The organism is Microbacterium helvum (genome assembly GCF_014779795.1).
In the GTDB taxonomy this organism is placed as follows: Bacteria; Actinomycetota; Actinomycetes; order Actinomycetales; family Microbacteriaceae; genus Microbacterium; species Microbacterium helvum.
Genome location: NZ_JACXZS010000008.1, coordinates 1 through 27,000, shown reverse-complemented (window position 1 = coordinate 27,000; position 27,000 = coordinate 1). Strand labels below are relative to the sequence as shown.

Sequence of the window (27,000 nt, the reverse complement as noted above, 5' to 3'; positions counted from 1 at the left end):
CTCAATGTGCGGTCTCACCAGGGGCGATCACGGCTTTGATGGTGCGGAACAGGATCTGGATGTCTTGCGTGAACGACCAGTTCTCGACGTAGTACAGGTCGAGGCGGATCGAGTCCTCCCACGAGAGCTTGGAGCGCCCGCTCACCTGCCACAGTCCACTCATGCCGGGCTTGACGAGCATGCGGCGGTGCGCGTCGTCGTCGTAGAGCGCCACCTCGGCGGCGCGCTGCGGGCGAGGTCCGACGAGACTCATCTCGCCGAGGAAGACGTTGACGAGCTGAGGCAGTTCATCGATCGAGTGCTTGCGGATGAAATAGCCGACCCGAGTGATCCGCGGGTCGTTCGTGACCTTGAACAGGGGCCGGTTCGTCGTGCCCTGCACGTCGAGCAGGCTCGCGAGCTGGTCGTCGGCGTTGGCCACCATCGAGCGGAACTTCAGCATGCCGAATTCGCGGCCGCCGCGGCCGACGCGGATCTGGCGGTAGAAGACGGGTCCGCTCCCGTCGATGCGGATCGCGATGGCGGTGACCAGCATGAGGGGCGAGAGCAGCACGAGCAGCAGCGTCGAGCCGACGAGGTCGAAGGCGCGCTTGGACACGCGCTTGTACCCCTCGAGGGTCGGGAAGTCGATGTGGACGAGCGGCAGTCCGGCGACGGGGCGTGAGTGGATGCGGGGACCGGCGACGTCCGTGACCGTCGGGGCCACGACCCAGTTGATGTCGCGGTCGGCCATCTCCCAGCCGAGCCGACGCATCGTCTGCGGATCGAGCTCGTCGGAACCCGTCACGATGAGCGTATCGGCGCCCGCCCGCTCGACGGCGGTGCCGGCATCCGCGAAATCTCCGAGCACGGGGAGCTGAGCGACCGAGCCGTCACCGCCCCGCGTGAGGGCGCCGATCAGGACGTACCCCGAGTCGTGCGCGCGCTCGATCTGACGGGCGATGTGGGCGATCTTGGACCGCTCCCCCACGACGACGGCGCGGTACACATAGCTGCCCTGCCGCTGCCGACGGCGCAGCCACTGCCGCCACAGCCATCGCGAGAGCACGAGGGCGGCGACGCCGATCGGCAGAGCGATGATGAAGATCGACCGCGCGATCTCGATGCGGAAGAAGAACGCGAAGATGATCACGAGCGCGAACACGATCACCGTCGCGTTGACGATGCGCCGGTACTCGGTGATGCCCTGCCCGATCATGTGGCGATCGCGCGTGTCGATCACGTCGAGCGACAGCAGCCACACGACCCCGAGCAGGATGAGGAACACCCAGTAGGGGATCGTCGGCCCCGAGGGCCAGGCCACCGGCTGGCTCAGCTGATCGAGCGCGATGAGACCGTAGATCGTCAGGGTCGCCGCGACGACCAGCGCGTCGGAGTAGAACAGCCGGCTGGCGTAGCGACGCGGCCAGTCGGCGTCGCGGGGTGATCGTGAGGTCTCAGTCATCGCACGGGGGGACGTTCGCCCTTGCGGGGGCGTGAAGCGACGGGTTGGCGGCCGAACAGCGTCGGTCGGTGTCGCCAGGGACACCGCGTGAAGCCTACCAAAGCGACCGGACACGGCAATCCGCTGTGGATGCCGCTTCGGCCGGCTTGCGGGTCAGTCGCGACCGTAGATGTCGCGCGTGTAGACCTTGTGCGCGACATCGTCGAGCACGTCGGTCGACCGGTTCGCGATGATCACGTCGGCGCGCGTCTTGAACTCGTCGAGGTCGCGGACCACCTCGGAGTGGAAGAAGTCCTCCTCTTCGAGCGACGGCTCGTAGACCACGACCTCGATACCCTTGGCCTTGATGCGCTTCATGATCCCCTGGATCGACGACGCGCGGAAGTTGTCGGACCCCGACTTCATCACGAGGCGGTAGACGCCGACCGTCTTGGGCTCGCGCGCGATGATGTCGGCGGCCACGAAGTCCTTGCGGGTGCGGTTGGCGTCGACGATGGCCGCGATGAGGTTCTGCGGCACCTCGGAGTAGTTCGCCAGCAGCTGCTTCGTGTCTTTCGGAAGGCAGTAGCCGCCGTAGCCGAACGACGGGTTGTTGTAGTGCGAGCCGATGCGGGGGTCCAGCCCGACGCCCTCGATGATCTGGCGCGCGTCGAGTCCGTGGACGGCCGCGTAGGTGTCGAGCTCGTTGAAGTAGGCGACCCGCAGCGCCAGGTACGTGTTGGCGAAGAGCTTGATGGCCTCGGCCTCGGTCGAGTCCGTGAGCAGAACCGGCACGTCGGTGTCGATCGCGCCTTCGAGCAGCAGGTCCGCGAAGCGCCGCCCCGCCGGTCCGCGGTCGCCGACGACGATCCGCGACGGGTGCAGGTTGTCGTAGAGGGCCCGCCCCTCGCGCAGGAACTCCGGCGAGAAGACGATCGTCGCGCCCGGGTGCTCCGACCGCACGCGCTCCGTGAAGCCGACCGGCACGGTCGACTTGATCACGATCGTGGCGCCGCCGTTGACGGCCAGCACCCCATCGATGACCGACTCCACCGACGAGGTGTCGAAGAAGTTCGTCTCTTCGTCGTAGTTGGTCGGGGTCGCGACGACGACGAAGTCCGCACCGCGGTACGCCGCCTCGGCGTCGAGGGTGGCGGTGAGGTTCAGCTCGCGCGTGGCGAGGTAGTCCTCGAGCTCGACGTCGACGATGGGCGACACTCGCCGGCTCAGCAGGTCGACCTTGTGCGGGTCGACGTCGACGGCGACGACCTCATGGTGCTGAGCAAGGACGACGGCGTTCGACAAGCCCACGTAGCCCGTGCCGACGATGGCGATCTTCATGCCGAGAAGACTAACCGGGCCAGGGGTTCCGAATAGAATCGAGGCCCATGTCGCCCGCTCCCCTGGTATCGATCGTCCTGCCGGTCTTCAACGACGAATCGACGGTGTCGGCGGCGATCGAGAGCGCGCTCGCGCAGACGCTCTCCGAGATCGAGGTCATCTGCGTCGACGACGCCTCCACCGACGGCACCGCGGCCGTGATCGAGTCGTTCGCCGCGCGCGACTCGCGCGTGCGTCTGGTGCGCCAAGACCGCAATCTGACGGCGTTCCAGTCGCGACGAGTCGGCATCCTGGCCGCGTCTGCCGAGTATGTGCTGTTCCTCGACGGCGACGACGAATTGGCGGCGGATGCTGCACGCCGCGCACTCGAGACGGCCACAGCCGCGAGGGCCGATCTCGTCGGCTTCGGCGTCACGGTCGTCGACCGGCACGGCAAGACCGGCGGATCCTATGAGGGCCGGCTGCAGCCGCTCCACCAAGCGCTCGAGGGCACGGACGTGCTGGCGGGTCTGTTCCCGGTCGGCAAGCCGGCGCAGGGCCAGCTGTGGCGCTACCTCTTCCGCACCTCCATGCTCCGTGACGCATATGCCCTGCTCCCCGAGGATCTGACGCTCGCTCGCGTCAATGATCTGCCGCTGATGTTCCTCGCGGCCGCGCTCGCCGGTCGCTACGTGTCGATCCCCGACCGCCTGTACATCTATCACTTCGGCCGCGGCGGCAGCGGCCACGATGTCGACAGCGTCGAGCGCGCAGAGTTCTACGCCTCGGCGATCGGCTCGATCGACAGCATCCGTCCCGCCGTCGAAGAACTCGCGACCACGCACGCGGACCCGGCGCTGCTGCGCGAGTCGTACGAGTCGGCGCGCCTGTCGATCGTCGGGTACGTGTGCTCACAGCTCATCACGCGCAGCGACAGCGCCGTGCTCGACGCGGCACTGGCGCATCTGCACACGGTCGCGTCCGGGCAGGACATCATCCACGCGGCCGCCCGCTTCTACCCCGCGGCGCTCACGACACTCCGATTCCACACCGCCTGGCAGGGCCTCGGCGATCGGCCCGTGCGCAGCATCCTTCTCGCCACCTCGACTGTGCGCACCGGGGGTGTCTCGGCGGTCATCGCATCGCAGGCGCATTACCTGCAGCAGGCGGGCTACCGCGTCACCGTGGTGGCGCGCAACGGCGGCAACGACCCCGGCGCGGTTCCCGAGGGCGCCGCGTTCGTCGAGATGACGGGCCGCGGCATCGTGGCCCGGCTCGAGGAGTGGGCCGAGATCTGCCGTGCGCACGAGGTGGACCTCGTCATCGACCACCAGGTGCTCTATACCCGCTTCTGGCCCGAGTTCGCCTTGGCGGCACGCGCCGAGGGCGCGGCGACGATCGGTTGGGTGCACAACTTCGTCGCCCGGCCGGTGTACGACGGCGACGACCGGCTGTCTCTCATCGAACAGTGCAGCAACACGCTCGCGCGCCTCGTGGTGCTCTCGCCGCTCGACGTCGCGCACTTCAAGCTGCGCGGCGTGAATCACACGTCGTACCTGCCGAATCCGCCATCGCCGCTGCTGATCGAGTCCGCAGCGTCGACGGTGACCAAGCGGCCGCCGACGGGACGTCTGGAGCTGGTGTGGTGGGGCCGACTCGAGCAGCACACCAAACAGGTTCTTGAGCTGATCGAGGTCGGCGTCCAGCTGCAGCAGCTCGAGGTCGACTTCCGGCTCACCGTGATCGGGCCCGACTGGGACGACCTGACCGCGAAGAAGTTCAACGCCGAGTCCCGCCGGCGCGGCGTCGGCGAGCGCGTGATCGCGGTCGGCCCGCGGCACGGACGCGACCTCGTGACGGCGATCGACGCCGCCGACGCGTTCGTGACGACGAGCATCATCGAGGGCTATCAGCTCACGATCGCCGAGGCGCAGGCGCGCGGCCTGCCGGTGTTCATGTACGAGCTGCCCTGGCTCACCCTCGTGCAGGGCAACGAGGGCATCGTCGCGGTGCCACAGGGCGACGCCGCGTCGCTCGCAAGCGAGATCGCGCACCTCGCGGACGATCCGGCGCGCTTCGAGCGGCTTTCTCATTCGTCAGTGGATGCCGCACGCCGAGCGCTCTCGTACGACTTCGGTGCACTGTACCGAGGTGTGGTCACCGGCGATCTGCCGGCGGAGTTCTCGCCCGAGCCGACGCTCGAAGACGCCTCGGAACTGCTGCGGCTGCTGGTGTTCTTCGCCGAGCGCGGGCGAGGTGGCCCTCGTTCGGGTGGTCGTGGTGGGTCTGCGCGCAGCGCCCGGCTCTGGGAGGCTGCAGCGCCGCTCGGTCGAGCGACGCTGCAGCGCTTCCCGGGTCTGCGCCCGCTGGCTCACAAGGTGAAGACGCGGCTGCTCGGGCGCTGAGAGGGGCTAGCGGAAGGTCTGCCAGGCGCCCTCGTCGGCCGTGATCACGATGATCGAGGGGCCGCCGTGCAGTGCATAGTTCCCGCTTGTCGCCCCGATCTCGTTCACGATGAGATCCCAATCGGTGCCATAGTACGAATCTTTGTAGTACTGCTCCACGATGAAGTTGCCCTCGCCGTAGTAGCTGAGCCCCACGGTGCGCGTCCCACCGTCGTACTTGTAGACGCCAGGCCCGTACGCCGATCCCGGCAGACTCTTGGCCGTATCGATGGCCGACAGTTTGATCGTCCACGCTCCGTCGGCTTCGATCTCGAAGTACGAAGTCGGCTCATCGAAATACTTGTCGACGTCTCCGTAGACCGTCGCGCCCGTGAACCCCGCCGAGTAGGCGATCTCGTTGAAGAGCAAGTCCTGGTACTCGTAGGAGCTGTCGAGCGAGACGACGATGAAGTTTCCTCCCCCGTCGAAGTCGGCCGTGATGACTCCCGTCCTCACACCTGCCGGCACCGAGACGATGTCGTTTCCATAGCCTGAGATCGTCCTCGTAGTGAACACGCCAAACTCCTGGCCGTACCACGTCGCCTTCGCGATCGTCCCGGTCGGTGCGCTCGTCTTGCTCGCGGTTGTGTAGCCCGACTTCGAGCCGGTCACCTTCACGGTGATGGTCCGTCCGATGTCGCCGCTGCCGAGCTTGTAGGTCGACTTCGTGGCATTGGTGATCGCGGTGCCGCTGCGGTACCACTGGTACTTCAGCGAGACCGTCCCCGGCCCCCAGGTGCCGGCCTTCGCCGTGAGGGTGTAGGCCACACGCCGGGTGCCCGAGATCGTCGGGGTCGAGGTGGTCAGCGTGCCGGCCGCGATGGCGGCGGTCTTCGACGAGGTGCGGGTCGCCGTGGTGACCCCCGACTGCCGGCCGGTGACCTTGACGCTGATGTGCTTGTCGCGATCGCTCGCGGTGAGCTTGTACGTGCTGCTGGTCGCACCCGAGATCGAGGCTCCGTCGCGCAGCCAGACGTAGGTGAACGTCGTCCCGCTCGTCCACGTGCCGGGCTTCGCTGTCAGGGTCGAGCCCACTTTCGTGATGCCGGTGATGGTCGGCGTGGCAGCCAGCATCGTCCTCGTGGTGTTCGCCGAGATCTGCGCGATCGTCGCGTAGCCCGACTTCGTGCCGGTCACCCGCACCGTGATGAGCCTGCCGGAGTCGCCGGATGTCAGCGTGTACGTGCTCTTCGTCGCGCCGGTGATCGCCGTGCCGTCACGCAGCCAGCGGTACGACAGCGTCGCTCCGGTCGTCCACGTGCCCGGCTTTGCGGTGAGCGTCGTGCCGACGACCATCGAGCCCGAGACGGTCGGTCGCGGCGCGGTCTGCACCTTCAGCGTCGCGCTGGAGGTCTTGCTGATCGTCGCGAAGCCCGGCTGGGTGCCGGTGACCTTGACACTGATCGCGGTGCCGACGTCCGTCGAGGTCAGCGAGTAGGTGCTCTTCGTGGCGCCCGTGATCGCCTTCCCGTTGCGCAGCCACTGGTAGGCGAGCGTCGTCCCCGACGTCCACGTGCCTGTGGTCGCCGTCAGCTTCTGGCCGACGGCGAGCGTTCCGGAGACCTTCGGTGTTGCGGCCGTGACCGTCTTCACCGATGTCGCAGAGGTTCGCACGACCGTCGGGTAGCCCGCTTTCGTGCCCGTGACCTGAACCGTGACGACCTTGGCGTTGTCGGACGACGTCAGCTTGTAGCTGCTCGCGGTGGCGCCCGAGATCGGGTTGCCGTCGCGCAGCCACTGGAACGCGAACGACGTGCTGCTCGTCCACGTGCCGGCGGTCGCTGTCAGCGTCTCGCCGACTGTGTAAGTGCCCGTCACCTTCGGCGTTCCGACAGTGGCGACCTTCAGGGTCGCCGCCGACGTCTTCGTCACCGTGGTGTAGCCGGACTTCGTTCCGGTCACGCGAACCGCGATCGCGGTGGTCGCATCGGTCGCCGTGAGCTTGTAGGTGCTGTTGATGGCACCGCTGATGGCAACGCCGTTCCGCAGCCACTGGTACGCGATGGTCGTGCCGGAAGTCCACGTGCCCGGGCGCGCCGTCAGTGTCGTGCCGACCGTCGGCGTGCCGCTGACAGTCGGCGTCGCGCCGGAGATCGTGCCGGCAGCGACGGCTGCCGTGGGCGCCGAGGAGACTGCTGCCGAGCCGAAGCCGTCGCGGGCGACAGACACGGTGACCGAGATGATCTGACCGAGGTCGGCCGCGCCGAGTGCGTACGTCGTCCCCGTTGCACCCGCAACGGCAGTCGTGCCGCGGAACCACTGCCGACTGAGGCTGAGTCCGCTCACGTTCCACTCACCGTCGGTGGCGGTGAGTGTCGCACCGACCTGCGCTGTGCCGCTGATCTGCGGCAGCACCGTGGCTTCGATCGAGCTCGCGACGAGGACGATGTCGATGTCGTCCACCGGCGTCGCCTCGACGATGACGAGTCCGTCGGTGGCGTCCACCGCGGGCATCGTCTCGGTCGACGGGTACCAGGTCGGCAGGAAGTCGGAGGGTTCCACGGCTTCCGCCGCGCGGACGGCGTAGGTGCCCTCCGCGACCGCATCGAAGGCGTAGTCGCCATTGACATCGGTGGTGGTCTCGGCCGTGGGCTCAGGCATCCACGCGCCATCGACGAGCGCGAAGAGCTCGACGTGGGCGGCGTCGACGGCTGCTTCGACGACATCGTGGACACTGCCGGTGATGCTTCCCGTCGGCAGCGTGGGCTCCTCAGCGAGGGCCGGCGTCGCGACGACCATCGACGCGAGCAGCCCGGCCAGAGCCGCAGTGGAAATGAGCGCGCCAGAGCGCGCCCGAGGTGTTGTAGACAAGCGTCTCCCCAGAGATGAAGATGCGGTCTCCGCATCAGAGGGTGCGCCCCCAGGCGAACCGAGATCGACAATAGTCGCAGGCTACGACATGGATTCAATCCCATCGCCACGCCTTGTGACCTGGCTCACAGCCGGACGCCGGTAGGGTCGGGATGGCCATCCCGCGAACGCGGGACCGACCATCGCACGGCCACTCCCCCGAGAGCATGAAGACCCGATCATCCCGACGCGTGCCCCGAGCTCGCAGGCGACCCTTGACGGCCCTCCTGACCGTCCTCCTCGTCGTGATCGTCGTCTTCCCGGTGAACGGTGTCGTGGCTGAGGCCGCGTCGACTCCCAAGCCCTCGCCGAGCCCGACGGCGACGTCGAAGGCGAAGGCCACCCCGACACCGACCGCGAAGCCCAAGGCGACGTCGAAGGCGTCACCCACGCCCACTCCGACCGCCGAGCCTGAGCCCGATACCGAGCCGAGCCCGGACGCCGTGAAGCCGGTCGTGTCGTCAGCGGGCTTCACGCACCCCGGCGTGTTCGACAGCCTCGATTCGCTCGAGACATCGCGCAAACACCTGTTCGCGGGCGACAAGCCGTGGACGACGATCTTCCAACAGCTCGTGTCGTCGCCGTACGTTGCACGTGACGCCCCAGACTTCTCAGATTTCGCGTCGGCTGGCGCTGTCGACCCATTGTCGTCCCGGTGCAGCCTGAAGGACGGTGCAGGCTGCGTCACCTACTGTGGGTCGTTCAACGTCCCCGACGTCGGCTGCACCGACGCACGCATGGACGCCCGCGCGGTCTACGCACAGGCGCTGATGTTCTGGTACACCGGCAACGCGGGCTACGCCCAGCGTGCGATCGCGATCCTGAACGCGTATGCCCAGCACTTCAGAGGCAACACCGGTTCGAACGGCCCGCTTATGACCGCATGGATAGGTGAGACCATGCTGCGCGGCGCCGAGATCCTGCGCTACACCTACACGCCCCAGAAGGGTGACGAAGCCTTTGACGTCGAGGGATTCAGCGCGATGCTGCGCACGACTGCCGTGCCGATGCTGTCGACGTTCGACTACGGCCCCTACAACGGCAACTGGAAGCTCTCCGCCACCGACAGCCTTATGAACATCGCGGTCTTCTTGGACGACCGTGACCTCTACAACCGTGCACTCGCGATGTGGCGCGAGGCGGTACCGGCATACGTATATCTGTCCGAGGATGGACGCGTGCCCGCCTCGCCGGTCACTGGCACCGGGCAGTACCAGAGTCGAACCGATCTCAGTTGCTTCTGGCTCGCTAACAAGGTTGCCCCGTGCCAGACCGACCCGAAGACGGACCCGCACTTCGGGTTTCAGAATGGGCAGTCTCAAGAGTCGTGCCGAGACTTCGGCCATACCGCACTCGGGCTCGGCGCCATGATCAACGCCGCCGAGACCGCATCCATCCAGGGCGACGATCTCTACGCCGAACAGCAGGAGCGGATCATGTCCGGCGTGCTGTACGCAGCGCAGGTCGCACTGACCTACAAGACGGAAGGCTGGCCCCGCGGGTTCTGCGATGGAGCGACCGACCTCACCACGAACCTCCTGCTAGCGAATCTCCCGGCCGAGGTCGTTTACAACGCGTACGTGGTTCGTAAGGGCGTCCCCTTCTCCGCGATCAAGATCCGAGGATATGGCGCGAAATACCCCAAGAACGATCCGTTGGCCGCGTTCATCGCCGATCGCCGCGTTGACAGTAACCCCGTGGGCGATGTCAGCGCTTGGGAAGGTCTTACGCATCGCCTCGCGGACAAGCCAGTTCCAGCCGTCAAGTTCACCGAGCAGGCGCCGACACCCACTCCGACGCCCACCCCCACGCGGTCGACCTCCCCGACGGCGGAGGCATCCGCGCCCACAGGAGCCACGCTGAGCGTTGCGGTGCCCATAGTCGTGGCTGTCCTCGTCATCGCAATGGCGTCGGCGGCCAGCTTCCTGGTCATCCGCCGCGTTCGTAGACGACCGTAGGCCGCGAGGCTCCGGACGAACAGACCCGCTTTCAGAGCGGGGATGCGGGCGAGACGTCTCCACGGATCTCGTCAACTGACCGACTGGGTTCGTCCGAAAGCGGCAACTGGTCGATCGATCGAACAATCGCCGCCGGTGACGCCGTCGACCACGAATCACCCGGAGCGGGCAATGACGCGCTGTGCGTCAGCACACCGACAAGCGCAATCGCCGCGCCGGCGCCTACCGCGATCAGGATCGCCACGCCAGTGATGGCCAACGCGATGATCCTGCGTCGGTTGCGATCGCGCGCCGCACGTTGGTAGCGCTCGCGACGTGCCGCGTCGCGCGGGCTCTCACGAGGCAGAGTGATGGGCCGCGTGGCAACGGGCTGCTCGCGAGTCTGTCGCGACTTCGTGCGGGCGGGACGCGCCGGCTTGCTCTGCGCGGGTTCCTGCATCGCTTCGCCTGACAGCAGCTGATCGAAAGTGGGTGGTTCGACGGCTGCGAACGCCGGAGGAACTGGAGCCGGGGACGTCTCGACGGCTGCCGGCTCGAGCACGGGCGAGGGGACAACCTGCGGCGCCGGAGCAGGAGGTACGGCTGGCGCCGTGTGGATCGGTGACGGCGCCGATGCCGATGCCGGTGCCGATGCCGATGCCGATGCCGATGCCGTGAGCGTGTCGGTAGGAGCCGCCGATGTGGTGGCTGGTGCCTTGGGCTGTGCGATGGATGGGGCGGGGCGCCTGCCCTTTACGACGGAGGCTGCGCCGACCGCACCAAGCCCAGGCTGCTTGACCCACTTCGCGTACTCGCCAATCACGCTCTTGGCATCGCCATCCGCGCGGAGCTCACCCTTGTGGATCCACAACACGCGTTCGCAAGTGTCGCGAAGGGAGCTCACCGAGTGGCTCACGATCATCACCAGACCGGCGCTGTCCCGCAGTTCGCGGATGCGCTGTTCGCTCTTCAGCTTGAATCGACGGTCGCCGACTGCGAGCGCTTCATCCACGAGAAGAATCGAGTGCGCCTTCGCCGAGGCGATGGCGAAGCGCAGTCGCGCCCCCATACCCGACGAGTAGGTGCGCATTGGGTGGTGGATGAATTCGTTCAGTTCCGCGAATTCAGCGATCTCGTCGATGTGCGCGGCGGCTTCCTCAGGCGTGAAGCCCATGGCCAGGAGCCCCAGCTTGATGTTGTTCTCGCCCGAGAGTTCTGGCACGAGCGCCGCGTTCACGCCCAGTAGGACCGGACGGTCCGCGGCCCAGATGTTGCCCTCTGACGGCGGGATGAGCCCGCTCATCGCCTTGAACAGCGTGGACTTTCCAGAGCCGTTGTGGCCGATGACGCCGATCGTCTCGCCCTCGGAAGCGGTGAAGCTGACACCGCGTAGCGCGTGAACCGACTTGAGCCCACGCCCACCTCGCAGCGCGTTCACGCTGAAGATGCTGTCGCGCGCGCTCATTCGCTTGCCCGACGCGTACACACGATAGGTGACGTGCGCGTCATCGACGACAATCATCGGGCGGCGGAGGTTCGCCGTCGACCCCACGGTCCCGGGACGTTCCAGATCACTCACCGAGGCCATACCTCGCCTCCGCTCGCCAGAAGTACACGACACCGATGCCGATCGCGAGTACCGTCCAGATGGGCGCCGCGATGAGAGCGAGCAACGGGGCGGGGTGTGCAACAAGCATCACCCCTCGAACGAGTGCGATGAAGTCGTAAGTGGGGACCAGATGGGCGATCGTCAGAATGACCGGGTTGTCGGCAAATACGATGTCCACCTGAAAGAAGATGGAGCTGGCGTAGAACAGGATCCGGTTGATCGTCGGGATGAACTGCTGCACGTCGCGTACCCAGACCGACATGCGGCCGACGATGAGTGCCACGCCGAGGTTGAACACAGCCATCATCGCGAGGATGGGGATCACCAGGAGCCACGACCAACTCAGCGGAACGCCAAAGACGAGCAGCAGGATTCCTAGCAACAGGAAGATCGGCACGACGCGCATTGTCTGTTCAACGACGACCGAAACTGGTAGCAGGATGCGCGGGAAGCCCAGACTTTGGACGAGCTTGGCGTTACCCGTGATTGCTCTCGACCCGCCACCGAAGCAGCCGGTGAAGTATTCGAAGGTGAATACGCCCGTGATTAGGTAGGGCACCCAGTCGTTGGGACGAGCTTCACTCGAAAGCACGGCGCCGAAGATTGTGCCGTAGATGACGGCGGTAAACAGCGGCTTGAGCACGATCCAGAGGACGCCGAGCCGGTTCTGCAGCAGGCCCCCAACAAGCTTGTAGCCGGCCAGCGTGAACGCGAAGCTCCGACGACGCCAGGCCTCGACCAGGTACGGACCGAATGGCGGGCGGCGTCCTACCTCGAAAAGGCCCGGAGCCGGGGCGCGAAGGGGTGAATCCACCACGTACTCGCTTACCTCTCTGTCCGCCACGTTGTTCGTGGGACCGTCCCCCGCGCGCACATCCCTCAGATACTACCGTCGCGCCTTGAGTGAACCTGAGTCGACGGCGAGTCCCGGGTCGGATCGGTGAATGCGTGCGCCCCATGCGCATGGTCGTTCACCCTGCGAACATCGCACACCGACGTCGAGGGGCTTCTTATGACTGTGTCTCCATGTGTCCGCAATGCCCTTGTTCGATGACGAAGAGTACGTGGCAACGGCTCGGCAGGTACCTCGCGCTGACCCATTCCATCACGCGCACCGCGCACGCCGAGGTCCCGCGCAGCGGGATCAGGCCGATCATTACGATCAGGGAAGGGACTCGCTGACGCAATCCCTGAGTTCTGCGCGCCGACCACGTCAAACGGTCCTTCCGCCGTTCGACACTGCTTGTGTATTCAGGCGTTCGCCACTTCCAGCTCGTAACGGCGACCCATTCATTCGTCGGCCCCATCAGGCCATCCGCGAATCTCAGTTCGCCAGTAGCCCGACCTCTCCGCGCCCGTGCGATGGCCGCGTAAGTCCGCCGTCGTCAGCGTCCAACCATGTTGATTCGACTCGTTCGTGGTCAGTCACAGTTCAGCGATCGTGAGAGCGGGCAACAACTGGCGATGCCGGCGTGACATTGTCAGCACTGAACGACCGCATGAGTTCGTCACTTCGCTCTGTATATGCAGACTGCAACGCATCCGGCACGCGACTCTTGGCCCACTCAAGGAGGTTCGCTGCGAACTGCTCCCATACTGCCTGCACTGCCGGATAGGACTCGAGGGGCGAAATCCGCTCGTAGGTACCTCGGAGTGCCTCCAACACGGCCATTCGGCGTGCGTCGCTGATGTTGGTCACCTGGTCGCGCGTCGCGAACTTACGGTGGACACAGACCTCGACGTCCAGGTAATCGATCCGCTGAGCGCTCACGATGGTGTGCCAATGGAACAGAACATCGTTGTGGACGACTGTCGGTCCGAAGAAGATATTCGCGTCGTGCAACAAGGTGGTTCGGATGATTCGGTTCCACGGGTAATTGATCAGCCCCGCCAGCAGTCGTTGCCGATCCTCGTTCCCCACAGCTAGGGGCAACATTGCCCAGATCTCGCTGTCGGCGTTGAACATTCCGCGCGAGCGCGCTTCGTCAGTGTATTCAATCCGATACTGGGTGAACAACAGGTCTGCGGATACAAGATCGGCCTGGGCCACCGCTGCGACCAGCGAGTCAGCATCGACAAGGTCGTCCGCGTCTAGGAAATATGTATAGCGCCCTGTGCAAAGCGGGATCACGGAGTTTCGCGCCCGGCCCGCACCGCGGTTTCCTTGAGAGAAGACATGGACGTTCGAGTAGCGGTCCTCGTACGATCGCATGATCTCAGCCGATGCATCCGTCGACCCGTCGTCCACAACCAGAACGTTGAACTTGACCCCGGACATCTCAAGGACAGAATCCAACGTCTGCGTCAACAGGTCGGCGCTGTTGAAGACGGGGACCACGACGGTGAGATCCACGTCTGGATAGGCCGACCGATACGTGGCGAGGCGCGAGCGGATGAGCGGCGGGATCGGTGCTGTGGGTGCCGCTGCCACCGCACGTTCGTAGACATCGCCAAGTCCCCGACGGATCAGTGCCGCCGCCGAGGCTTGGGACTGATTCCGCACAACCCAGTGACTTCTATCAAGGAATCCAAAGAATGCTTCAAACAGCACGTCGCGATGTTCATCGGTACTCGTCGCGAGGAAATTGAGAATCGTATTCATGTGATTCACAAACGAACCCAGCTTGTACGATTGGGCACTCATTGTCTGACCCTCACGTTCCATCCGATGGTACGAAACTACTTCGTCGGAGGCTACAACTCGATGCGCGCGAGAGAGAACAAACCAATGCAGAGGATTGTCCTCGTAGAAGTAATCCCCTTCGGGATACAGGATCCCATGCTCTTCGAGGAAATCGCGACGATATAGCTTTCGCCACGGCACCGGCGACAGACGGAACAGTGCGGGGTGGCTAAACGCGGAAATCGGACGATTTACCGGGAATTCACTCCAGACGGCTCGATCGTAGGAGTCAATCCCCTCTTTCTGTTTGTCAGAGAACGTGCGGAAGTCTCCTATTACAATCTCCGCAGCGTGAAGTTCGGCAGTTTGCACGAGGCTCGCCAAACCGGTTTTCGTGACATGATCGTCGCTATCAGCAAATGCAACGTATGTCCCGCGGGCCGCCCGGATTCCGATATTGCTCGGTACGCCTGCGCCGCCCAGGGTGTTGTGGTCAAGGCCGAACACTCGTACGCGGGGGTCCCTCTGCCAATGCTTGTTGATTATGCGGCGCCCACCGTCGGTCGACGCGTCGTCGACGATGATCAGTTCCAGATCCGCGAAATCCTGCTGCAGAACGGACGAGATTGCAACGTCCAAGTACGGCTCAACATTGTAAACAGGCATAACGACGGTGAGAGCAGGAACGCCCTCTACCCGTGCCACGGAGTGCGAAGCATCAAAATGGTAGTCCCCCGCCGTAGCGCTGTGAGAACGCGCCCGGTTCTCACCATCGCTCAATCGCATCAGATGCCGAGCACGCGCGCCGACGACCGAATCCGCCGAACGCGTAACTCGGCTCACGGCGCGTCGGAATCTGCTTGCTTGAGGTGAATCAATAATCAACCTATTGCGCACGAGAACCTGTGGCTGCCAGGTGTCCGATGACTCCATCTTCATAGAACTATCGAGCGTCAAGGGAAACTCCGCGAACCCCAGCGGCGTGCGGAAGCTTCCGAAGATCTCCCATTTCGCCTCAGCGAACTTCGCAAGCGGCCGCGTCCACGTCGTCTGACCGGTCGGTGACGTCGCACGGGTGAAGTCTCTGCGACGGATCACCGCGCCATCGACTTCGCGCAGCGCGTAGAGCCCTACGATGGCCGATGCGCTGCCGCCTGATGCTTCGATCTCGATCCGAGAGCCCACGATACGCGCCGCAGAAACCGCCGCAGTGGTGTATTCCGCGATAAACTCGCGACTGGTCAGCACGCCTGCCGCCGACGTTGCCGCCAAGAACCTCAGCGAGCCTTGCTCAGTCCTGACTGCGAGCAGATCCGTGCTATTCCAAATCACCGTCTGGGACGTGGCAGGGCAGCGCCGGGTGACCATGCGGCCCCCGCCCGCGCTGTAATCCACTTCGACTGCCCAGTCTTCCCCCGACACGACGTCGCCATCGGCGCTGCAGGTGACAGATTCGTTCCCCTTCACCTCCGGCACCAGTTCCAGGGTCGCAGACTCGTTCGTCAGACGAACGGCAGTGACCATAGTCGGCACACCTGTCGCGAAGGTCAGTCGCACTCGCCCATCCCGCAACACCACCGAAGTCAAGGCTGGAAAAGGCAAGCTCGGAAGTGCACGCTCCCACGTCGGTGCGACATCAAACCATGCCTTGACCGTCCGAACGACATCGGGACGTGCAATCGTCCGACCTCGGATATCGCCCGCGGTGGGATCTTCGACGATCACCACCCGCTCAGTTTCGATGAGCAATCGTCGTTCGGGGTGTCCTTGAGCGGCTGCAGCGTGTCGCACTACGACCGTACTGGCGCGAGCGGCCTCAGCCGCACTGATTCGCGTGATCACGTCAGCATCGATCAGCGCCTGCAGTTCAGCAGGAAAGTGCGTCGTTTCTTGGGGCCCGATGGGAGAGTCCGACTGCAGGATAGCGGCGCGCAATCCAGCAGCGGCTGCAGTGCGAAGTTCATCGACGACAATCGCGTGAAAGTCTTCTCGAATGCTGGACTCTCGTCCGTCCAACACAACGATCAGGTCGTACTCTGACGACCTGGCGTCGATCGAACGCCATCGACTCGGCGCGTGGAACGGTCGACTTGACAAGGGGAAGGCGAGGTACGGGTCCTGCGCGCCCGCTTTGACCCGTTCGAGGAACCACCGTGTTGCGCTTGCATAGATTACGCTCTCTGCCGCGTCAGCTGTCCCTGCGCGCGACCTGTCTCGCGAATCCGCTGTCTCACACAGCGCGAACTGGAGCGGTGCCCCAGGAAGCAAGCCCGGTACCGGCCGTCGCGTAACAGACTCAATACGGTCTCGGAATTCGACATCAGCGCCGAATCGCACCGAATCGTAGTAACCGATTGCGGCGAGCACTGGCTCGCGTCGAAACATGAGCGCCCGCTCGGAAGCGATCAGCCGCGCTCCTTGATCATCGAGCAGGTCAAAGTTCTCGGTAATGTGCGCCTCGAAGATGGTGTTCGCAAGTCGCATCGGGTTGGCTTGTAGATCACGGACCTGAATCTCAAGACGATGCGGGTGCGACCACTCGGACACCCCTTGCATAGCGACGAATACACCGCGAGCCAGATTGAGGGCTTCGTTAGTACGGACGAATGAGCCCGCCGATGTTTCGTTGCGAACGATGCGGATCCGCGGATCTAGCATCGCAACCCGCTCGAGTAGCGGCCGTGAGTCGACCTGGGACCCGTCATCCATCAGAATGAGCTCCCAGTCCTGGTAGGTCTGAGAGATGAGGGACGAGACCGATGTGAGCAACACCGCACCGGGATCCGAACATGTCATGATCACGGTCACCAGCGGGCCGGCCCCAGCGCGAGAGCGAGGGCGCGCCGACAACCGGGCGGAAGGTGTCTCGCCCTCGCCCTCGAGCGAGATCTCCTCGAGCCCGAACCGTCGATAGGGCTCGTTGAGTCGTCGCAGCATCGCCGCAAACGTTCCGCCGAACCGCGGATGCTCGAGTTCGGCTGCGAAGGCGAGGCTCGCCCATGTCGAGTCCTTCGACCGGCGGAGCACTTCTCGTGCCTGTGTGCTCATGCCGGCCTGGACTAGCCATCCAAGGAAGCGTTCACGGGATTCCTGCGGCAGTGCAGCACCCGACACCACGCGGTCAAAGACCAGCGTCAACAGGGCGTGCTCAATCGGTTCGTCAAAGCCGTGCGTATGGACAATCTCAAGGATCGCGAGCAGCGTGTTCAGAGGAATGCCGTCGACTGGAGCCGATGGTTCCGGGCGAGGACATGTGCTTTCGAGCACCTCAGCACGGAAGGACGACCAGTCATACGCGTAACCGGTGTGCCGCCCGACGAGCACGTCGAGCACCCACATCGACTCAACCCGCACCCCGTACGCTGTGAGGTCACGGTCTGTGAACGCCGTCGAACGGACGGTTGAAAGGGCTTCGTGGACGTCCGGGTCTCCCGCGACCAGTTCGAGCGAAGCGACCCCGAACTTCAGATCGGCAGTGGCAAGGGGAGGATTAGGTCGCGCTCCTCGGTGCCGACCCTCCTCTCCCCCGACCTGCTCGCCCTGAGCGATCCGGATCAGGAGATCGTTGGAATGCCATGCCTGACCGGGCAAGTTATCGACGGGGAGAATCACAGCGTAGAGCCTACTTGATGCTCAACTCGCCACTTGACGGAACCCGCGCCCCAGCGTCAGGCGCGAAGCATTAGCACTTCAAGGTCCGGCGCCGGTGACGACTGCCGAGCCAGGCGAGGCTCGTCCTCGAGCCAGTAATCGATCATCTCCTTCTCATCACGCCGGTTCGTGTCGTCGCAGAGAATCCTCGCTCCGGGGGCGAGTCGGTCACGCAACAGCGGGAGCGCCGGGTAGCGGGCATGCCGCCCTGTATCTTGTGGCGGGCCGTCAACGAGCAGCACGTCGATGGCCGCATGGAGAGAACGCGGCTCGAAGTCGTACCAGAGATAGTCGCCTCGATCGGTCGATCGTTTTCTGAGCGGTGCGAGACGCACGTCAGCAAACCAGCCAAGGCCATGGTCATCGATTACAGCCTGGGTGCGCATCGCGTACTCTGGCAGGTGCTCGAGGGCGACGACCTTGCCGTGACCGAGTTCCCGAAGCGCATATGCGATCCAGAGAGTCGACGTCCCGCTTCCGCACTCCACGACGAGTTGCGCTTCCGCGGATTCAATGAGATCGACCATGGTAAGTAGTCCGCGGGGGCTCAGAGCCCATCCTGAGACCTGAGGCAAAGTCGCCTCGGGCTCATAACGCCGAAGCAGCTGTTGAAGCGCTTGAATATCCGTGAGCAGTCCACGGGGCATATCGAGTGTGCGTCGATCGATGATGCGGAGCATCTCGCCGATTCGGGTCAGTTGCTGGGTAGCCTCGTCAAGTCGCGCGCTGAGCGCACGGATGTCGTCTTTGTCAGCCGGTCTCGGCTCGATTCGCGCTGACTCGCTGGCTTCGGTCATCGTGTTCACGCTACAGAAGCACGCCGCCGAGCGCGACCGCCCTCACAGGATCGGTGATCCTGTGTTGGACTCATGGCCCCGATAGCATCGATCAGCACGCCCGTTCCGGCGAAAAGAGTAAAAGTGACCAGCAGTCCCGAACCGACGTCCAGCAACGAATCCGGAACCCCGAACGCCGCCGCCGCCGAGGTACCGGACGGTCACGATAACGAGCTCCGCATCTTGCGAGCCGAGCGGGACATTGCTCAACGACAGCTGCGACAAATACGGGGGTCAGTGTCGTACCGCGTAGGCCAAGTGATCACTTGGCTGCCGCGCAGGCTCACGAACGCACGGCGCGCGCTGACGCGCTTCAAGGCGGAGCGACGCTCCCGGTCGACGAGAGCCCCGATTCCGGACGCATCGGCTCTGAGAGTCCCGCAGCACTTCGGCTCAACGGGCCCACGACCAGGACCGGATCGCGTGACGACGCCGGATGTCACGGTTGTCGTGCCTATATATAACTCGGAGCCTTGGCTGGACGACTGTTTGTCGAGCGTGCTGGCCCAGACTGCGATAACCCTCGAGGTGATCTGCGTTAATGACGGTTCAACAGATGGATCAGGACGCGTACTCCAGCGATACGCGGACCAGGATCCACGCCTGACGATCATCGACCAGCCGAACTCGGGCCAATCCGTGGGTCGCAATGCTGGGCTCGACGCGGCAACAGGGCGCTATCTCGTGTATCTCGACAGCGATGACTTCTGGCCAGGCGACACGCTTGCGGCCCTGGTCCGCGAGGCCGACGAGAAGCGGCTCGACGTGTTGCTGTTCGACTGCTTCGCGTTCCGGGACGGGGACGTGTCGAGTGCGACCTGGACTCGCTACTCCACCTACTACCAGCGCACACGGGAATACCGCGAGACTCGACCGGGTGCCGACATGATCGCCGACATGAGACGGCACCGCGACTATCGACCTCATGTGGGGATGTATATCGCCCGGACGGATTACGTGCGGCGGATCGGTGCACGGTTTATCCCTGGTATCGTGCACCAGGACAACCCGTACACATTCAGGCTGCTACTCGACGCGGATCGCACCGCTCACATTAAGTCAGACGTATATGCTCGCCGTATCCGGCCCGGCTCCACAATTACGACGCTCGACGACGAGAAGTCCGCCAAAGGCTATTTCTTGAGCTACGTCGCGATGGCCCGCGAAGTCGACGGGCGTACATTCTCGCCGCAGGTGACCGACATGCTCAGCGAAGTGGTCTACGGGGTGTTCGACGGCGCCCAGAAGCGGATCACGGTGCTTCCGGACGATGCGATCGCCTCTCTGAAGGCCCTCGACAGCGGCATTGATGCACAGATCGCCCTCCGAGCGATGATGTCGGTGCGTGGCCGATCGCGCCGCTGATAGTAAGACTGTCCCTACCCCACGAAGTCGAGAAGGTCTCGAGATTGCGACTTCAATCGGACCAGTCTCTGTTCATCCTCGCCTGTCCAGGTCACGGTCTCGGCTTGAGCGATCAGTCGGTCGAAGTCGGCCACCGTCGCGGTACGGAGATCTAGAGCGCGCTCCGGGTGACCGATCTGATCGTAGAAGCGCTTTGTCTTCTCCCGAACGTAGAGCGAGAACGACGGGATCCTCTGCGAGTACGCGGTGATCGCCAGGTGGAGGTGCGACGTGAACATGGCCCGAACGCCGGCGAGCTGCGGAAGGAACTCTTTCAAGGTCACGTACCGCATCAGGTCACAGGATGGAGCGCCGTCCGCCAGTTGCGAGCGATGGCGTCCGTTGGACACGAGCGTGACGTGGCGGGCGTTTGCGTTCGCGTAGCGCACGACAGCGTCGGCCACTTCCGTGATCTCGGGGTTCTCATATACATCTTTGAAGTTCGCGATGTCGAACTGCAGGCCGATCCGGCGCACCCGGCGCGGGCGGAATTGGAGGAAGTCCGAGGTCAGAAGAGCGATATCCGCGCCCACGACGATCTTGTCGGTGTCGACACCGAGCGATGCGAGGTGTGAACGCGACTCCTCGTCACGGACCCCGATCTTCTCCGCGACGTCCGACACTTCCAATGCGAGCTTCCTCGACTTGTCACGGACCCATGGACCGGCTCCAACCCCTGTCACGACGACCGGCTTTCCCGTGATCCGGCCATCAGCGACTGCTCGGGAGACGATCTCGAGATAGGACGCTCCTGGCTTCGCTCCTGCGGTATCGGACATGATGCCGCCACCGCCGACCACAATCAGCTCGGACCGCTCGAGGATGCCGTCGTAGTCAGCGGCGTATCTCGTTCCGAGCCATTCCGCGTTCTCGGCACCGAGCCGAGGCACCGTCACGTCGTAGCCACGCCCCTGCAGATGTTTCGCGATGATCGCACCGATCAGGTCGTCGCCGAAGTTGTGTACTCGGTAGGGCCCGACGATGACCGCCTGTTTCTCGCTCGTCGCCTGCCTCTTCGAGCGTCGGAACCAGGTCGGGCTCATGCGAGCTGGTTGTTCCACATGGACAGGGCGGAGCCGATGGCCATGTGCATGTCGAGGTACTGGTACGTGCCCAGCCGGCCACCGAACAGCACGTCCTTCTCACCCTTCGCGAGCTCCCGGTACGCGAGCAGCCCGGCACGGTCCTCCGGCGTGTTCACCGGGTAGTACGGCTCGTCCTCCCGCTCCGCGAACCGCGAGTACTCCCGCATGATCACGGTCTTGTCCGTCGGGTACCGGTCCGCACGCTCCGGGTGGAAATGCTTGAACTCGTGGATGCGGGTGTACGGCACGTCCGCGTCGGCATAGTTCATCACCGGGGTGCCCTGGAAATCACCCACCGGCACCACCTCCTGCTCGAAGTCCAGCGTCCGCCACGACAACGCCCCCTCCGCGTAGTCGAAGTACCGGTCCACCGGCCCGGTGTACACCACCGGCACCTGCCCCACCACCGCCTGCTTGTGCAGCGGCTGCGACACATCGAAGAAGTCGGTGTCCAGCTTCACCTCGATGTTCGGGTGGTCGGCCATCCGCTCCAGCCACGCCGTGTACCCGTCCGTGGGCAGACCCTCCCACGTGTCGTTGAAGTACCGGTTGTCGTAGTTGTAGCGGACAGGAAGCCGGCTGATGACCTCCGCGGGCAGCTCCTTCGGATCGGTCTGCCACTGCTTGCCGGTGTAGTCGCGGATGAACGCCTCGTACAGCGGCCGCCCGATCAGCGAGATGCCCTTCTCCTCCAGGTTCGCGGCATCCTTCGCGTCGTACTCCCCCGCCAGCTCATGCACCAGCGCGCGGGCCTGATCGGGCGTGTACGCCGCCTGGAAGAACTGGTTGATCGTGCCGAGGTTGATCGGCAGCGGGTACACCACGCCCTTGTGGTTCGTGTACACCCGGTGCACATAATCCGTGAACGACGTGAACCGGTTCACGTACTCCCACACGCCCGGGTTCGACGTGTGGAACAGATGCGCACCATACTGATGCACCTCGATCCCCGTCTCCGGCTCCGCCGCACTGAACGCGTTCCCACCGATGTGAGACCGGCGATCGATCACGGTGACCTTGCGACCGGATGCCGCTGCCCGCTCCGCGATGGTGAGGCCGAAGAACCCCGAACCGACGATGAGAAGATCCATGATGCAAGCCCTCTTGTGACAAGTCGTAGCGCTGGCGTAGCCGCCGACGCGCCCGCGAACCCGATGCAGTCGCGACCGCTCGATCCTAACGGCCGCAGTTCGCGTAACGCCTCGTGGCTCCGGAGACGCCCCCACGGATCGCGTCGTCGACGACATACGCGGGGGCAGAATTGGTCATGGCCAGACATCCGCGGCAGGTTGGCTAGAATCGTCCGGATCGCAATGCCGAATCGTCTAGGCGAGACCTGGGCCCATTGAGAAGTGATGAGAACCCGAAGATGTACGCGACGCTGGTCTTCGATCCCGCCGACGAGACGCTCACTTGTCGATGCGTCGACGTTCCTACCGCTGCCAAGCTGCGATACCGGCTCATGCGTCACACCACCTTGGTGGATGAGTCGCCGACCACGGAAGAGACCTCATACCAGTGGGACGTGGCGATCCTGCAGGAGGGCGGTGGCGACTTTCACGTTGTCATCGATGTGGAGGGCAGTAAGGCCGCTGCAAGAACCGAGTGGCAGTACGTTCCTAGCGCCGCGGATCGAGAAGATTTCGCAGCGTGGGTCGAAGACGATCACGACGTTGAGGTCGCAATCGGTACGCCGCTGATCTATCCCGCGAATCGTCCTTACGAGTCGATCGCTATCATTCGGTTCACCGGGAGCAACGACCGGGAACTCACCTCTCCCGTCTCGCTGGCTGGACTCGCAAGATCTGCGGGCGCCTCGGTGTTCAGGCTCTCGGACGGCCGCGGTAACGCAAGCGGAGAAGGAACCGCAGTCGACCCGCACACCATTGCCCAGTCCGGAATGTATGCGTTCACGAGTGCCAAGCCGCTGCATCTTCCGGACACCGGGGGGTGGGCAATCGGTTCGGGAATTGCGTTCGATGAAGGTACGCTGCGGCGCTCCAGCGAGGTGGCCCGCGCGTTGTCGGCGAAGCCAATGTCGTCGGCTTCGAGCCCGGGAGATGGGAATCACTCACGGTTCACTTCCCTTCAGTGCGGCGACTTTCTCGCCGCCGTCATTGCCGACGATGGAACAATTGAGTTCCACAGCGATTACGTAGGAACTTCCTCATGGTTCGAGTACGTGAGCGAGAACCTCCACGTTGTAGCTTCGAGCTTCCTCCTGGCGACCTGGATCGCACGAGCTTGCGGCGAGCATCTGTCACTAAACCTGAAAACGATCGACGCGGACTTCACATCCTTGACGCAACCGTTCCAGCAACCCTTGTTGGACGATCTCGAATTGAACGGCTTCTCCAGCCTGCGGCCTGACACAGTGCTCGTAGTAACGCCGGATGGTGTGAGCCGTCGCGAGACGAGCCAGCTCGGCGCTGATATCGCCAATCCCGCACGATTCACGGTTTCTCGATATAACGAGTTGCTGGACGCTGCAGCCGTAGAACTAGTCGCTAACTGCCAGGCGATCGCGAACGACCCAACCATCACTCAAGTCCGGTGCGACATTTCCGGTGGCCTGGACTCAAGACTGATTCTGGCGGGGTTCCTTGCAGGGCCGCCCACAGCAGTGGCAAAACTATCCTTGTACACCGAAGCCCCCGATCAGGCACCCTCGGCCGAGGATGAAGAGATCGCCACTCTCATTGCCGCGGCAACTGGTATACCGTTCAGCCAACATGCCGAAACATCCATCGGCCCGTGCACGGTGCGCCATATTGCGCGCCGACAGATTGAAGCTACTTTCGGTACATACTGGCATCGGAGCCACGGTCATGCGCACGAGTGGTCGGACGACATCGTTTACGCCGGCGGTGCCGGGTTGGACAACATTGCGCGGGACTACACTACGTCGAGTTGGCAACTAGCTGCCCCGGCTGTGCCCAACCCCGACGAAGTGAGCGTCGAACTCGCCCAGCAGATGTTCAAGTGGCGAGGGCGGGCAAGCCTGAAGGCGGCGCCCCTATCTGGCGTCACGGATATCGCTCGCATATGGGGCGAGCTGCCCGGCGATATTACGGAGAAGGGGTCCCAACTCTTCAACTTCTATCGGGCACGGTTCCATGGCGGCGGCGCGATGCCAGCCGCCCTTGGCTCGGCACGAGTGGGACCCGGTCCCACGAGATCACTGCACCGGTTGCGCCTCATGTCGGGCAAGGTCCTCTCCGGCGCACGAGTTCAGCTCGAACTAATACATCGACTGAACCCGCAACTCGCGGCAGTCCCGTATGGAAGCTCCGCGTACAACGATGCCTACTCGGCGGTCTACGGTCGGGCGCGAACCGATCTCGTACCCGATAATGACCAACTCCGGCGGGCCCGCGATCAACGCCGCAGGGAACACCGATGGGTGGCGTGCCCCGAGTGTGGCGACCAGACCGGTGGCGCTGCGACGGATACCGTCTCGCTTATCGATCTCGCGGTACAAGCGCTGCGCGAGCTTGCGAAGGATCCGCGCCTAAACGATCTCATGCTTCCGGCGTACCGTTTTGCTCGGGACCACCTCGGTTCAACGTATGCCCTTCATCATTCTTACGCCAAAACGTTTGTGAACAAGGTGCTGCATCTCCACGCAATGTGGTCGATGGCCGGGCAAACTAGCGGATACGACGACGGTGGGGCGCTCCTGGCCAGCCATCCAGTAGGCGCGGAGCGAGTCGAGCATCACACCAGAGAGGCTGAAGCTCAGCCGGCCCGAGCAAGACGAGGTGCCTTTTTCACGAAACGCAAGAAAGCACCATTCGCACCCGCCCCAGAGTCAATTGCCGAAAGTGACGCCGAGCTGAAGCGCCTACTGCGACCGAGGATCGGCCTGGCTGGGTCGTTTACGCACGGTAATTATGGAGACGAGCTGTACGTACGCGTCTACGAGCATTGGCTAGGGCAATGGTCAGACCTTACCCTCCTAACGGGGCTCAACAGGCCGCGCTATTTCGGCGATATCCGCCAAAAGCAAGTCGATGTGATGGACGCGGTGGTCATTGGCGGGGGAGACCTCATCTGCCCTTACCGTCCGCGAATCAATCCCGACTTCATTAACCCAATGTATCTTCGTCGCCCCGTCCATGTTGCGGGGATCGGAGTGGAACTCAATCGATCAGACATCGACCCGCGTGTGGTACGGCGCTGGCGAGAGTTCCTCCGTCATCGCAGTATCCGTTCGGTGTCGGCACGGGACGATCGCTCAGCGGAATGGATCAAGAAGCATATTCGCGGTCGTCGACTGGTTTCGACGCATCCTGACCTCGTTTGCGCTCTTCCGCTCCCGCCTGTCACGCGCCCCGAAGGCGCACCAATTCTTGGGCTAGTGACACGCCACATCAAACATCCGAAAGAATACGCCCTGATGGCAGAGGTGTCCCGCCTGCTGCTGGCGCAGGGGTGGAGAGTTCGCCACATCATAGGCGGCGTCGGGAATCACGGACAGAAGGATCTAGAAAACTCTCGCCTGCTTGAGGTCGATGGGAAAGAAACATTCCATAGCGAGGACCTAGGCGACATTACTCGTGCGCTCGGTGAGTGCTCGCTTGTCCTCAGCATGAAGCTGCATACAACTCTGGTGGCAACCATGTACGGTGTTCCGACTGTGTGCGTGAATCCTGTCGCGAAGGCTCGCTCCTTCATGCAGTCGATCGGTCGCGAGGACCTAGTGCTTGCGCCCGATGACCGGCGCCTCATTGAGATCGTCGAGCGCGGCGTGCCCGCTGTGCCGATGGACCGCGTCGAGGAACTGCGTGCTGCGGCAATCGATCAGCTGAGGTCGCTAAGCCAGCAGATTTGGGATGACTATCGTAGCGAGTCTCCAGCCCGCGAAAGGTTGCTGCCGCGGACAGTTCCCGTACGCTAGTTTCCGCGGTGAATCGGCCCCTTCGGCGGGTCTCGAGGGCCCGATTCATACTTCTTCCGACTCGTCGCTCTTGACGGTGTCGTGAGGATCCCGGCGGTGTTGCGCGTTGAAGTTGGTCCCTCACTCACCATCTGGGCGACATCGACTTGATGCCTCCGCCTCGCTGCGTCGAACTCTGATTCGCCTTGTTCGACGTATCGGTGAATACGCGATCGATGGCGGTCCCGAAGCTCCGGCATGGCACCTACTTCCTGGAGTGGCTGCCGGATCGCCGCAAGTCGGCTGAGACCGCAATGATCACCGTCGTCGCGGGCTGCTACCTCGCCGGTCTCTCGACCCGGCGGATGGACAAGCTGGACAAGATCCTCGGGATGCACTCGCTATCCAAGCCGGAGGTCTCGAGGATGGTGGCGGAGCTCGACGAGCCCGTCGACCAGCCCCGCCCCCTCGACGACGCCGGTCCGTTCATCTTCGTCAACGCCGACGCGCTGACCCCGTAGGTTCGCGAAAGCGGCCGCGTCATCAGCACGGTCGTGCTGATCGCGACCGGCGCGTTCGCCGACGGCCGCCGCGAAGTCATCGGCCTGCGGGTAGCGACATCCGAGACAGAAGCAGCCTGGAGCTCGTTCTTCGCCGGCCTCGTTGCCCGCGGCCTAAGCGGGTTCCGCCTGGTCATCACCGACGCCCAACAAGGCCCGGCCGAAACGATGGCCGCGAACCTGCCCGACGCGGTCGGGTCCTGGCCCAGCAGACCGACTAATGGGTCGAAGGGGCCGCTACCTCGGGCTCGAGTGAATATTCGCGTCTCTGAGCGCCACGAGTATTGCGGTTGAGCGCCACTTGCTCGTCGACGCGATCGCGTGGTTGAGCGCCACCGGATATTCGGGTTCGGCGCCAGCTTCCTAGGCTCCTTCTGCC

At 63.9% G+C, this 27,000-nt stretch carries 13 protein-coding genes and 1 pseudogene; 5 read left to right on the top strand and 9 right to left on the bottom strand.

The annotated features are described in order from the left end of the window. Position 1 precedes the first annotated feature (1 nt). On the bottom strand, positions 2 to 1,444 hold the full coding sequence (locus IF188_RS12685; RefSeq protein WP_191172182.1) for a sugar transferase: 1,443 nt from the start codon (positions 1,442 to 1,444) through the stop codon (positions 2 to 4). 153 nt (positions 1,445 to 1,597) lie between these two features. Continuing rightward, entirely contained in the window at positions 1,598 to 2,764 is a 1,167-nt protein-coding gene (locus IF188_RS12680) for a nucleotide sugar dehydrogenase (RefSeq protein ID WP_191172181.1), read from the bottom strand. A 47-nt stretch (positions 2,765 to 2,811) separates the two neighbouring features. On the opposite strand from IF188_RS12680, the gene IF188_RS12675 reads away from it, so the two are divergent. Then, the gene (locus tag IF188_RS12675) at positions 2,812 to 5,148 is read left to right on the top strand and encodes a glycosyltransferase (RefSeq protein ID WP_191172180.1); all 2,337 of its coding nucleotides are present in this window, start codon (positions 2,812 to 2,814) and stop codon (positions 5,146 to 5,148) included. A gap of 6 nt (positions 5,149 to 5,154) precedes the next feature. On the opposite strand, the gene IF188_RS12670 is transcribed toward IF188_RS12675, so the two are convergent. Next, positions 5,155 to 7,998: a hypothetical protein gene (locus tag IF188_RS12670; protein WP_191172179.1), complete on the bottom strand. Its 2,844-nt coding sequence runs from the start codon at positions 7,996 to 7,998 to the stop codon at positions 5,155 to 5,157. Between the two features lie 254 nt (positions 7,999 to 8,252). On the opposite strand from IF188_RS12670, the gene IF188_RS12665 reads away from it, so the two are divergent. Then, complete coding sequence (locus IF188_RS12665) at positions 8,253 to 9,995, top strand: alginate lyase family protein (protein WP_191172178.1); 1,743 nt, start codon at positions 8,253 to 8,255, stop codon at positions 9,993 to 9,995. 31 nt (positions 9,996 to 10,026) lie between these two features. On the opposite strand, the gene IF188_RS12660 is transcribed toward IF188_RS12665, so the two are convergent. The 4 genes from IF188_RS12660 to IF188_RS12645 all read right to left on the bottom strand — a co-directional run bounded on the left by IF188_RS12660 (position 10,027) and on the right by IF188_RS12645 (position 18,654). Further along, positions 10,027 to 11,496 (bottom strand): ABC transporter ATP-binding protein, encoded by a 1,470-nt coding sequence (locus tag IF188_RS12660; RefSeq protein WP_224751840.1) that lies wholly within the window; start codon positions 11,494 to 11,496, stop codon positions 10,027 to 10,029. Between the two features lie 49 nt (positions 11,497 to 11,545). Then, on the bottom strand, positions 11,546 to 12,400 hold the full coding sequence (locus IF188_RS12655) for an ABC transporter permease (RefSeq protein ID WP_191172176.1): 855 nt from the start codon (positions 12,398 to 12,400) through the stop codon (positions 11,546 to 11,548). 615 nt (positions 12,401 to 13,015) lie between these two features. Further along, complete coding sequence (locus IF188_RS12650; protein WP_191172175.1) at positions 13,016 to 17,818, bottom strand: glycosyltransferase; 4,803 nt, start codon at positions 17,816 to 17,818, stop codon at positions 13,016 to 13,018. A gap of 56 nt (positions 17,819 to 17,874) precedes the next feature. Then, a complete protein-coding gene (locus IF188_RS12645) occupies positions 17,875 to 18,654 on the bottom strand; it encodes a class I SAM-dependent methyltransferase (RefSeq protein WP_191172174.1) in 780 nt (259 codons plus the stop codon). A gap of 462 nt (positions 18,655 to 19,116) precedes the next feature. On the opposite strand from IF188_RS12645, the gene IF188_RS12640 reads away from it, so the two are divergent. After that, on the top strand, positions 19,117 to 20,058 hold the full coding sequence (locus IF188_RS12640; protein ID WP_191172173.1) for a glycosyltransferase: 942 nt from the start codon (positions 19,117 to 19,119) through the stop codon (positions 20,056 to 20,058). A gap of 14 nt (positions 20,059 to 20,072) precedes the next feature. Here IF188_RS12640 and IF188_RS12635 read toward each other — a convergent pair whose 3' ends face one another. Together IF188_RS12635 and glf are read right to left on the bottom strand one after the other, a co-directional pair. After that, positions 20,073 to 21,140 (bottom strand): polysaccharide pyruvyl transferase family protein, encoded by a 1,068-nt coding sequence (locus IF188_RS12635; protein ID WP_191172172.1) that lies wholly within the window; start codon positions 21,138 to 21,140, stop codon positions 20,073 to 20,075. After that, a complete protein-coding gene (gene glf / locus IF188_RS12630) occupies positions 21,137 to 22,273 on the bottom strand; it encodes a UDP-galactopyranose mutase (RefSeq protein WP_191172171.1) in 1,137 nt (378 codons plus the stop codon). The genes IF188_RS12635 and glf overlap by 4 nt, the downstream gene beginning before the upstream one ends. A gap of 278 nt (positions 22,274 to 22,551) precedes the next feature. On the opposite strand from glf, the gene IF188_RS20180 reads away from it, so the two are divergent. Both IF188_RS20180 and IF188_RS12620 read left to right on the top strand, forming a co-directional pair. Beyond that, positions 22,552 to 26,082 (top strand): polysaccharide pyruvyl transferase family protein, encoded by a 3,531-nt coding sequence (locus IF188_RS20180; protein WP_224751838.1) that lies wholly within the window; start codon positions 22,552 to 22,554, stop codon positions 26,080 to 26,082. A 191-nt stretch (positions 26,083 to 26,273) separates the two neighbouring features. Continuing rightward, positions 26,274 to 26,813, top strand: a pseudogene (locus IF188_RS12620) (transposase); the annotation flags it as partial. Positions 26,814 to 27,000 lie beyond the last annotated feature (187 nt).

Bases quoted from the DNA above. Each gene is read 5' to 3' on its own strand.
- IF188_RS12680 (WP_191172181.1), bottom strand. From the start codon at position 2,764: ATGAAGATCGCCATCGTCGGCACGGGCTACGTGGGCTTGTCGAACGCC.
- glf (WP_191172171.1), bottom strand. From the start codon at position 22,273: ATGGATCTTCTCATCGTCGGTTCGGGGTTCTTCGGCCTCACCATCGCG.
- IF188_RS12645 (WP_191172174.1), bottom strand. From the start codon at position 18,654: ATGACCGAAGCCAGCGAGTCAGCGCGAATCGAGCCGAGACCGGCTGAC.
- IF188_RS12660 (WP_224751840.1), bottom strand. From the start codon at position 11,496: ATGATTGTCGTCGATGACGCGCACGTCACCTATCGTGTGTACGCGTCG.
- IF188_RS12685 (WP_191172182.1), bottom strand. From the start codon at position 1,444: ATGACTGAGACCTCACGATCACCCCGCGACGCCGACTGGCCGCGTCGC.
- IF188_RS12675 (WP_191172180.1), top strand. From the start codon at position 2,812: ATGTCGCCCGCTCCCCTGGTATCGATCGTCCTGCCGGTCTTCAACGAC.
- IF188_RS20180 (WP_224751838.1), top strand. From the start codon at position 22,552: ATGTACGCGACGCTGGTCTTCGATCCCGCCGACGAGACGCTCACTTGT.
- IF188_RS12635 (WP_191172172.1), bottom strand. From the start codon at position 21,140: ATGAGCCCGACCTGGTTCCGACGCTCGAAGAGGCAGGCGACGAGCGAG.